The organism is Streptomyces sp. RP5T (genome assembly GCF_003933965.1).
In the GTDB taxonomy this organism is placed as follows: domain Bacteria; phylum Actinomycetota; class Actinomycetes; order Streptomycetales; family Streptomycetaceae; genus Streptomyces.
Genome location: NZ_RSAJ01000332.1, coordinates 1 through 9,201 on the forward strand (window position 1 = coordinate 1; position 9,201 = coordinate 9,201).

The 9,201-nt window shown below is 70.9% G+C and carries 10 protein-coding genes; 5 read left to right on the forward strand and 5 right to left on the reverse strand.

The genetic code is table 11. The annotated features are described in order from the left end of the window. Nucleotides 1-592: 592 nt before the first annotated feature. Nucleotides 593-1,336, reverse strand: coding sequence for a polyphosphate--glucose phosphotransferase (ppgK, locus tag EHS43_RS28415; RefSeq protein ID WP_125193591.1), 744 nt, complete (start codon nt 1,334-1,336; stop codon nt 593-595). 29 nt (nt 1,337-1,365) lie between these two features. Then, a complete protein-coding gene (locus tag EHS43_RS28420) occupies nt 1,366-2,376 on the reverse strand; it encodes a 4-hydroxy-3-methylbut-2-enyl diphosphate reductase (RefSeq protein ID WP_125193592.1) in 1,011 nt (336 codons plus the stop codon). A gap of 107 nt (nt 2,377-2,483) precedes the next feature. On the opposite strand from EHS43_RS28420, the gene EHS43_RS28425 reads away from it, so the two are divergent. From EHS43_RS28425 to EHS43_RS28440, 4 genes are all read left to right on the forward strand, one after another. Then, nucleotides 2,484-3,860, forward strand: coding sequence for an APC family permease (locus tag EHS43_RS28425; protein WP_125193593.1), 1,377 nt, complete (start codon nt 2,484-2,486; stop codon nt 3,858-3,860). Nucleotides 3,861-4,144: 284 nt separating this feature from the next. Then, a complete protein-coding gene (gene xseA, locus EHS43_RS28430; RefSeq protein WP_125193594.1) occupies nt 4,145-5,353 on the forward strand; it encodes an exodeoxyribonuclease VII large subunit in 1,209 nt (402 codons plus the stop codon). Nucleotides 5,354-5,362: 9 nt separating this feature from the next. Then, the gene (locus EHS43_RS28435; RefSeq protein ID WP_031042033.1) at nt 5,363-5,596 is read left to right on the forward strand and encodes an exodeoxyribonuclease VII small subunit; all 234 of its coding nucleotides are present in this window, start codon (nt 5,363-5,365) and stop codon (nt 5,594-5,596) included. Between the two features lie 142 nt (nt 5,597-5,738). Further along, nucleotides 5,739-6,329, forward strand: a complete 591-nt coding sequence (locus EHS43_RS28440) for a malonic semialdehyde reductase (RefSeq protein ID WP_125193595.1) — start codon at nt 5,739-5,741, stop codon at nt 6,327-6,329. Nucleotides 6,330-6,383: 54 nt separating this feature from the next. Here the strand turns inward: EHS43_RS28440 and EHS43_RS28445 are convergent, their stop codons facing one another. Continuing rightward, nucleotides 6,384-6,905 carry a DUF4245 domain-containing protein gene (locus EHS43_RS28445; RefSeq protein WP_125193596.1) on the reverse strand — a complete coding sequence of 174 codons (522 nt, stop codon included), beginning with the start codon at nt 6,903-6,905 and terminating at the stop codon, nt 6,384-6,386. Between the two features lie 127 nt (nt 6,906-7,032). Here EHS43_RS28445 and glpX point away from each other — a divergent pair, with 127 nt between their 5' ends. Then, nucleotides 7,033-8,067 carry a class II fructose-bisphosphatase gene (gene glpX / locus EHS43_RS28450; protein ID WP_031042027.1) on the forward strand — a complete coding sequence of 345 codons (1,035 nt, stop codon included), beginning with the start codon at nt 7,033-7,035 and terminating at the stop codon, nt 8,065-8,067. Nucleotides 8,068-8,213: 146 nt separating this feature from the next. On the opposite strand, the gene EHS43_RS28455 is transcribed toward glpX, so the two are convergent. Beyond that, nucleotides 8,214-8,585 (reverse strand): WhiB family transcriptional regulator, encoded by a 372-nt coding sequence (locus EHS43_RS28455; protein WP_125193597.1) that lies wholly within the window; start codon nt 8,583-8,585, stop codon nt 8,214-8,216. Nucleotides 8,586-8,769: 184 nt separating this feature from the next. Continuing rightward, a partial coding sequence (locus EHS43_RS28460; RefSeq protein ID WP_221740766.1) for a LiaF domain-containing protein occupies nt 8,770-9,201 on the reverse strand: 432 nt, incomplete at its 5' end.

Below are 9,201 nucleotides of genomic sequence, written 5' to 3' on the forward strand. Positions count from 1 at the left end.
GTCCTGAGGGGGACAGCGGCTTCGGCTTCCCAGCGGGCGGCGGAAGGACGGAGACCCACCGGTCCCCCGTCGGGCGCCCTGCGAACGGCTGGCCCCTCGTGCGGGAGAGGGCGGCTCGCCTAGTTGGGCTGCGGGGGGCGCGGCTTCCCGGCCGCCGGTGTGCGAAAGGCAGCGGCTCCGTGCCCGGAAGGCGGGGCCGGGCCCACCCTCCGGGCGCCGAAGGGCCAGCGACTCCACAACCGGGCGGCGGCGTACCGGTCCGTCGTCAGGAAGCCTGCGAGCCCCCAGCCCGGCGCGCGGAACACGGCGCCCTCCCCACCCGGGCGGCGGGGGGGCGGCGGCTTCCCGGCCGGTCGTGCGGAGGACAGCGGTCCCGACCGGGCGGCCGGAGGACGGCGACCCACCGTCAGTCGCGAGCGGCCTGCGAGTCACCGGCCCGGCGTGCGGAGCACAGCCGCTTCCCAGCCGGGCGGAGAGACGGGGCCCACCCGCCGGGCGACGGAAGACCAGCGCCGCCTCACCAACCGGGGAGCCGGAGGATCGCGACTCCCGGGCAGGTAGGAAGAGGACCGCGGCTCCCCCGCCCCGTGGCCTACTCCTGGGCCGCCCGCATCGCCGCTCCCACGATGCCCGCGTTGTTCTGCAGCTGGGCCGGGACGATCTCGGCCTTGATGCCCTCGATGTGGGGCAGGAACTTCTGGGCCTTGCGGCTGACCCCGCCGCCGATGATGAACAGCTCCGGGGAGAAGAGCATCTCGACATGGGCGAGGTACTTCCGGACGCGGTGGGCCCAGTGCTCCCAGGTGAGCTCCTCGTCCTCCCTGGCCTTGCTGGACGCCTTCTTCTCGGCGTCGTGGCCGTGCAGTTCCAGGTGGCCCAGCTCGGTGTTGGGGACGAGGACGCCGTCCACGAAGAGGGCGCTGCCGATGCCGGTGCCCAGGGTGAGCAGGATCACCGTGCCCTTGCGGTCCCTGCCCGCGCCGAAGCTCATCTCGGCGACTCCCGCCGCGTCCGCGTCGTTGACCACGGTCACCGGCAGTCCGCCGAGCCGGTCGCTGAACAGGGCGCGCGCGTCGGTGTCGATCCAGCTCTTGTCGACATTGGCCGCCGTACGGATGTGGGATCCGCCGGTGACCACGCCGGGGAAGGTCAGCCCGACCGGGCCGGTCCACCCGAAGTGGTCCACGACCTGCTTCACCCCGTCGGCCACGCCGTCGGGCGTGGCCGGCTGCGGGGTGAGCACTTTGTGACGCTCCAGCGCCAGGTCGCCCTTGTCCAGGTCCACAGGGGCGCCCTTGATCCCGGAACCGCCGATGTCCAAGCCGAAGATCTGCATGGCCCTACGTTACGACGGACGACTGACAGTCACGCCTCGGAGGTCCCCTTGCGCTCCGCGACCAGCGCCGCGGCCTCCTCGCGCAGGTCGCGCCGCAGCTCCTTGGGGAGGGAGAAGGTGATGGACTCCTCGGCCGCCTTCACGAGTTCCACGTCGCCGTAGCCGCGCTGCGCCAGCCACTCCAGGACCTCCTCGACGAGCACCTCCGGCACCGAGGCGCCCGAAGTCACGCCGACCGTGGTCACGCCCTCCAGCCAGGCCTCGTCGATCTCGCTGGCGAAGTCCACGAGGTAGGCCTCGCGGGAGCCGGCCAGCTTGGCGACCTCGACGAGCCGCTTGGAGTTCGAGGAGTTGCGGGAACCGACCACGATGACCAGCTCGGCCTCGGCGCCCATCTGCTTCACCGCGAGCTGACGGTTCTGCGTGGCGTAGCAGATGTCGTCGCTGGGCGGGGAGATGAGCTGCGGGAACTTCTCCTTGAGGGCGTCGACGGTCTCCATGGTCTCGTCGACGCTGAGGGTGGTCTGGGAGAGCCAGACGATCTTCGACGGGTCCCGGACCTCGACCTTGGCGACATCGGCCGGGCCGTCGACGAGCTGGATGTGATCGGGGGCCTCGCCGGACGTGCCGATGACCTCTTCGTGGCCCTCGTGCCCGATCAGGAGGATGTCGTAGTCCTCGTTGGCGAAGCGGACGGCTTCCTTGTGGACCTTGGTGACGAGCGGGCAGGTCGCGTCGATGGTGGCGAGCTTCCCGCGCGCGGCCTCCTCGTGGACGACGGGGGCGACGCCGTGGGCCGAGAACATGACGATGTTGCCCGGCGGGACCTCCTCCGTGCGTTCGACGAAGATGGCGCCCTTCTTCTCCAGGGTCTGTACGACGTACTTGTTGTGGACGATCTCGTGCCGGACGTACACCGGAGCGCCGTACTGCTCCAGGGCTTTCTCGACGGCGATCACGGCGCGGTCCACACCCGCGCAGTAGCCACGGGGGGCGGCGAGCAGGACACGGCGGCCAGGAGAAGCGGTCATGCGTCCCATCGTAAGGCCGCGTTCGGCCGGTCAAAGATCGCGTGGGCGTGACCTTCCTGGGGAGACTGACCGGGAGACGTGAGCGACGGGACGGGCGAGGACCAGGCGGAGGCGTGATGTCCGGTACCGGCACGGCGGACCGTACGGCCGAGGAGGAACGCGGCGACCTGCGGCGCAGCCTCGGTTTCCGGGACCTCGTCGTCTACGGGCTGCTGTTCATCGCGCCCATGGCGCCGGTCGGCGTCTACGGCACCCTGGACGCGAAGTCGCACGGCGCGGTCGCCCTCGTCTATGTGGTCGCCACCGTCGCGATGGCGTTCACCGCGTTCAGTTACGCGCAGATGGTGCGGGTCGTCCCGCAGGCGGGGTCGGTGTTCGCCTACGCGCGCGCGGGGCTCGGCAAGGAGGCCGGTTTCGTCGCGGGCTGGATGGCGATGCTGGACTACCTCCTGATCCCGGCTGTGGCGTACCTGTTCTCCGGGATCGCGATGAACGCCCTGGTCCCGGAGGTCTCCCGCTGGGTGTGGACGGCTCTCGCGGTGGTCGTCACGACCCTGCTGAACCTGTGGGGGGTGCGGGCGGCGGCACGGGTCGGTTTCCTGGTGCTGGCGATGGAGATCGTGGTCCTGCTGGTCTTCGTGGTGTCGGCGGTCGTCGTCCTCGCGCGCGACGGCGCCGAGCGCGGCTGGCTGTCGCCGCTGTCCGGGGACGGCACGCAGGGCGCGTTCGCGCTGTCGGCGGTGATCGGCGCGGTGTCGGTCGCCGTGCTGTCGTATCTGGGCTTCGACGCGATCGCCTCCTTCGCGGAGGAGGTCACCGGCGGTTCGGAGAACGTCGCGCGCGCGGTGCTGTTCTGTCTGGCGATGGCGGGTGTGCTGTTCGTGGCGCAGACGTATCTGGTGGCCCTCCTCGACCCGACGACGTCGGCCCAGTTCGCGGCGGATCCGGCCAAGCAGGGCTCCGCCTTCTACGACGCCGTCGACGTCTCGGTCGGCACCTGGCTGCACGACCTGGTGGCCGTCAGCAAGGCGATCGGGGCGGCCTTCGCGGCGCTGGCGGGGCAGGCGGCGGCCGGACGGCTGCTGTTCGCCATGGGCCGCGACCGGCGCCTGCCGCGCGCGCTGGCGAGGACGGACTCCGGCGTGCCGCGCGTGGCCCTGCTGTGCGCGGCCACGATCACGCTGGTCGCGGCGGTGTGGGCGGCAAGCCGGGACGACGGCATGGACCACCTGGTCTCCGTGGTCGACATCGGCGCCCTGACCGCCTTCACCCTGCTGCACGCGAGCGTGGTGGGCTGGTTCGCGGTCCGCCGCCGCGGCGGGCCGGTGATCTGGTGGCGCCACGTACTGGTACCGGTCGCAGGAGCGGCGATCACCGTGACGGTGATCGTGGAGGCGTCGGAGGCCGCGCAGGTGGTGGGAGTGGTGTGGCTCCTGATCGGTCTGGGCGTACTGATCACCCAACGCGTGCTGCTCACCCAACGCAGCCGATAACCAGGCAGGCGGGACGACGGTCTGCCGGCACAGCGCTGCCGCCAGCCGCCAGCCGCCAGAGCCGCGATCACCGAAGCGCCTGGCGACGCGCGCGGATCGTGCGCACCACACGGCCCCGATCCCGCGCGGCCTCAACCACACCGGCCAGTCGCGCGACTCGCAACCGCGAAAACCCCGGCGCTCTGCCCGGCCGCACCCCTCCCCCAGGTGGCCAGAGCCGTGCGCGGCCCTCGGTTCCCGGTCGGTGACCGTGCGTTGTCGTAGGCGGACGTTACGCTCGCGGCATGGCTGTGAACTCGACTCCCGAAACGCCTCTGCCCGTCGGTGAGGTGTCGCGCCTCATCGGTGGCTGGATCGACCGGCTCGGTGCCGTGTGGGTCGAGGGGCAGATCACCCAGCTCTCCCGGCGGCCGGGCGCGGGGGTCGTGTTCCTCACGCTGCGCGATCCGTCGTACGACATCTCGGTGAGCGTGACCTGCTTCCGCCAGGTCTTCGACGACGTCGCCGATGTCGTCAGCGAGGGCGCCCGGGTCGTCGTACTGGCGAAGCCGGAGTGGTACGCGCCGCGGGGACAGCTGTCGCTGCGGGCCACCGAGATAAGGCCGGTGGGCGTCGGTGAGCTGCTGGCCCGGCTGGAGCAGTTGAAGAAGTCCCTGGCCGCGGAGGGGCTGTTCGCGACGGAGCGCAAGAAGCCGTTGCCGTTCCTGCCGCAGCTGATCGGGCTGGTCTGCGGCCGCGCCTCGGCCGCCGAGCGGGACGTCCTGGAGAACGCCCGGCACCGCTGGCCGGCCGTCCGCTTCGAGGTGCGCAACGTCCCGGTGCAGGGGGTGCACGCCGTCCCGCAGGTCGTGCAGGCGGTCAAGGAGTTGGACGCGCTGGACGACGTGGACGTGATCATCGTGGCGCGCGGCGGGGGCAGCGTGGAGGATCTGCTGCCGTTCTCCGACGAGCAGTTGGTGCGGGCGGTCGCGTCCTGCCGTACACCGGTGGTGTCGGCCATCGGGCACGAACCGGACACCCCGCTGCTGGACTACGTCGCCGACCTGCGGGCCTCCACGCCCACGGACGCGGCCAAGAAGGTCGTACCGGACGTGGGTGAGGAGTACGAGCGGGTGCGGGCGCTCCGGGACCGTGCGCGGCGGTGTGTCGAGTCCTTCCTCCAGCGGGAGGAGCGCGGCCTGGCGCACGCGCTCGCGCGGCCCTCGATAGAGGATCCGCACCGGATGATCGACGAGCGGGCCGACCACGTGGCGTCCCTCACCGACCGGGCCCGCCGCACCCTGGGCCATCTGCTGGACCGGGCCGACTCCGAGCTGACGCACACGCACGCACGCGTGGTGGCCCTCTCCCCCGCGGCGACCCTCCAGCGCGGGTACGCCGTCCTGCAGCGGGCCGACGGGCACGTGGTGCGGGCGCCGGACGAGGTCACGGCCGAGGAGCCGCTGCGGGCGCGGGTCGCCGAGGGTGAGTTCACTGTCCGAGTCGATGCATAGGGTGGGCGGATGACCAGCAAGGTGGCGGAAGAGGCGCTCGGGTACGAGCAGGCGCGGGACGAGTTGATCGAGGTCGTACGACGCCTGGAGGCGGGCGGCACGACTCTTGAGGAGTCCCTCGCGCTCTGGGAGCGGGGCGAGGAGCTGGCCAAGGTGTGCCGGCGGTGGCTGGACGGCGCGCGGGCGCGGCTGGACGCGGCATTGGCCGAGGAGTCGGAGGACGGCGAGGGCGACTCCGAGTAGCGAACAGGGGGTGTTCCTGTGAAGCGGATCACCCTGCCCCGCTTTTGGTTGAAGGTTGAATTTCATTGCCGTACGGTCGGACACGTCAAACGGTCCACGGTCCGCTTACGGGACCGACGTACATCCCCGAGAAGGTTCCCCCATGTCTCTCGTTCTTGACCCCGCCGCCCAGGACCTGCTGTTCCGCGAGGCCCGTACCGCGAACACCTTCACCGACGAGCCGGTGACCGACGAGCAGATCCAGGCGATCTACGACCTGGTCAAGTACGGCCCGACCGCCTTCAACCAGAGCCCGCTGCGCATCACCCTGGTCCGCTCCCCCGAGGCCCGCGAGCGCCTGGTCCAGCACATGGCCGAGGGCAACCAGCCCAAGACCGCCACCGCCCCGCTGGTCGCGATCCTCTCCGCGGACAACGAGTTCCACGAGGAGCTGCCGCACCTCTTCCCGCACTTCCCGCAGGCCAAGGACCTCTTCTTCGCCGAGCGTCCGGCCCGTGAGGGTGCCGCAGGGCTGAACGCCGCCCTGCAGGCCGCCTACTTCATCATCGGCGTCCGTGCCGCGGGCCTCGCCGCCGGCCCGATGACCGGTCTGGACTTCGAGGGCGTCCGCAAGGAGTTCCTCGACGACGACCACACCCCGCTGATGGTGGTCAACATCGGCAAGCCGGGCGAGGACGCCTGGTTCCCGCGCTCCCCGCGCCTGGCCTACGACGACGTGGTCACCACCGTCTGAGACGGGTGACAGAGAGAAGGGCCCCCACTCCGGTGGGGGCCCTTCCTCGTGCCGTCACGCCATCTTCAGCGACTTCGCCATCTCGGCCAGCTGGGTGAACGATCCCGTGCCCGCGACCACCGTCGTCGCCCCGTCCTCCCGGTGCACGAGGGCGTCGTAACGGCCGCCCGTGTACCGCGTCCAGGTGCGGCCAGCGATCTCCTGGGTCTGCTTGGTCGCCTCGCCGCCCTGGCTCGCCTCGTCGATGAACTCCGACGCCTTCTGAGTCGACTGCTCGATCTGCACGTACTCACCACCGGGAGCGTTGAAGCCCAGGTGCCAGGCGTCGAACCGGTCGCCCCGGAAGCGCACCGAGGTGGCCTTCCACTCGGCCGGCAGCCCCTCGGGCGCGGCCACCGGGTAGGAGGCCGCGCGGCGGGCCGTGAGCAGCTCGACGCGGTAGTCGACCTTCTTGATGTCCGGAGCGGAGTCGTCGTGCGGGATGAACACGTAGATGACCGCCGCCGCGATCCCGATCAGGCCCAGGGACAGAATCATGTCCCGGACCGTCTTCTGCTTGCCGTTCGAACCTGCCACGCCCTCTATCGTCGCAGGTGCCCGGTCCGCTCATCCGTGGGGTCCCCTGCTCATTTTGTCGGACTGGCGATAGAGTCGACGGTCGAACCCTCATCCGGCCGTCGTCGTATCAGAAAGGTGCGCTCCGATGACCGAGCATCATCATCTGCCGTCCGAACTCGAGGTCCCCTCCGAGGCCCCCGACCGCAACCTCGCCCTGGAACTCGTCCGGGTGACCGAAGCCGCCGCGATGGCCGCGGGCCGCTGGGTCGGGCGGGGCGAGAAGAACGGCGCCGACGGCGCCGCCGTGCGTGCCATGCGGTCCCTGGTCTCCACCGTGTCGATGAACGGCGTGGTCGTCATCGGTGAGGGCGAGAAGGACGAGGCCCCGATGCTCTTCAACGGAGAGCGCGTGGGCGACGGGACCGGCCCCGAGTGCGACATCGCCGTCGACCCGATCGACGGGACCACGCTGACGGCCAAGGGCATGCCGAACGCGATCGCCGTCCTTGCCGCCGCCGACCGGGGCTCCATGTTCGACCCGTCCGCCGTGTTCTACATGGACAAGCTCGTCACCGGCCCCGAGGCCGCGGACTTCGTCGACATCAACGCGCCGGTCTCCGTGAACATCCGGCGGGTCGCCAAGGCCAAGCGCTCCACCCCGGAGGACGTGACCGTCGTCATCCTCGACCGCCCCCGCCACGAGGGCATCATCAAGGAGATCCGGGAGGCCGGAGCACGGATCAAGCTGATCTCCGACGGTGACGTGGCCGGGTCGATCTACGCGCTGCGCGAGGGCACCGGCGTCGACATGCTGCTGGGCATCGGCGGTACGCCCGAGGGCATCATCTCGGCCTGTGCCGTGAAGTGCCTCGGGGGAACCATCCAGGGCAAGCTGTGGCCGAAGGACGACGAGGAGCGGGCCCGGGCGATCGACGCCGGGCACGATCTGGACCGGGTGCTGACGACCGACGACCTGGTGTCCGGGGAGAACGTGTTCTTCGTGGCCACCGGAATCACCGACGGCGAGCTGCTGCGGGGCGTGCGGTACCGCTCGGAGACCGCGACCACCGACTCGATCGTGATGCGGTCGAAGTCGGGCACGGTGCGGCGGATCGACTCCGAGCACCGGCTGAGCAAGCTGCGGGCCTACAGCGCGATCGACTTCGACCGGGCCAAGTAGCATCTGACAGCTCGCTGGGCTCTGGAGCGTCGGCGGGTGCGGGCGCGCGGCTTCTCGCGCAGTCCCCGCGGTCCCAGGTGGTTCCACTCAGCCCAGTTCGAAAGGCGCCCCCGGTGCGGTGGGGGCGCCTTTTCCTGTACCGGTGTTCAACCCGCCTGGGCTATGCGAGCCGCCCGCGCGGCTTTCGTGAGCTCCATGTCGCGGCGCCTGCGCCGGGCCAGAACCACCCGGCGCTCCGCCGCGGTGAGGCCGCCCCAGACGCCGTACGGCTCGGGCTGGAGAAGGGCGTGCTCGCGGCACTCGACCATGACCGGACAGCGGGCGCAGACGCGCTTCGCGGCCTCCTCGCGGGACAGCCTGGCGGCGGTGGGTTCCTTGGACGGAGCGAAGAACAGGCCGGCCTCGTCGCGCCGGCACACCGCCTCGGTGTGCCATGGAGCGTCTTGGTCCCTGTCCCGCACTGGCACCCGCTGGGCCGGAACGGCAGCTACCTGCGGGGACGAATGCGGTTGCAGCACGGTCTACTCCTGACGACGGCTTCGCGAGCGAGAGACGATGCAGCAAGCCCTACCCGCTGTGCGCGCGCCTATGCACTGAGTTCCGAACCGCTGGATTCCGCGCGGTCGCGTGCGCTCGCGGAAGCCGGACCAGAGCGGGAGGGGGTGGATTCCCCCGCCACGGGCCCTCCCGGATTCACAACCGTCAACGATCCAGGTGTTTGCGCAAACTCCTGTCGACCTTGCGGTCCACCGCGCGCTGGACCCGGTCGAGGATGTCCGCGACGAGCTTGCCCCGCTTGGGCTTCGCGTCGACGCTGCCGAGGACGGCCCAGCCGTCGACGTACACCACGGGCGCGTCCGGCTCCTGCGCGTCGAGCGTGTCCACCTGGAAGTCACCGAGGACACCGACACCCGTGCCGCGCAGCGAGATGTTCTCCGGGACGCGCACCTCGACGCTGCCGAACACCGAGAACGCCTTGATGACCACCTGGCGGTACTCGAAGATCGCCTCACTGAGGTCTATCTCGACACTGCCGAAGACCGCGTAGGCGTGGATGCGGCGGCCCGCGCGCCAGCGGCCCTTGCGGACGGCCGCGCTGAAGACCGCCACCACGTTGTCGTCGGGGTCCGGGGG

What these genes read in the sequence shown, in the direction of transcription:
- ppgK (WP_125193591.1), bottom strand. Translation starts at nt 1,336, where the DNA reads ATGCAGATCTTCGGCTTGGACATCGGCGGTTCCGGGATCAAGGGCGCC.
- EHS43_RS28420 (WP_125193592.1), bottom strand. Translation starts at nt 2,376, where the DNA reads ATGGGACGCATGACCGCTTCTCCTGGCCGCCGTGTCCTGCTCGCCGCC.
- EHS43_RS28425 (WP_125193593.1), top strand. Translation starts at nt 2,484, where the DNA reads ATGTCCGGTACCGGCACGGCGGACCGTACGGCCGAGGAGGAACGCGGC.
- xseA (WP_125193594.1), top strand. Translation starts at nt 4,145, where the DNA reads ATGGCTGTGAACTCGACTCCCGAAACGCCTCTGCCCGTCGGTGAGGTG.
- EHS43_RS28435 (WP_031042033.1), top strand. Translation starts at nt 5,363, where the DNA reads ATGACCAGCAAGGTGGCGGAAGAGGCGCTCGGGTACGAGCAGGCGCGG.
- EHS43_RS28440 (WP_125193595.1), top strand. Translation starts at nt 5,739, where the DNA reads ATGTCTCTCGTTCTTGACCCCGCCGCCCAGGACCTGCTGTTCCGCGAG.
- glpX (WP_031042027.1), top strand. Translation starts at nt 7,033, where the DNA reads ATGACCGAGCATCATCATCTGCCGTCCGAACTCGAGGTCCCCTCCGAG.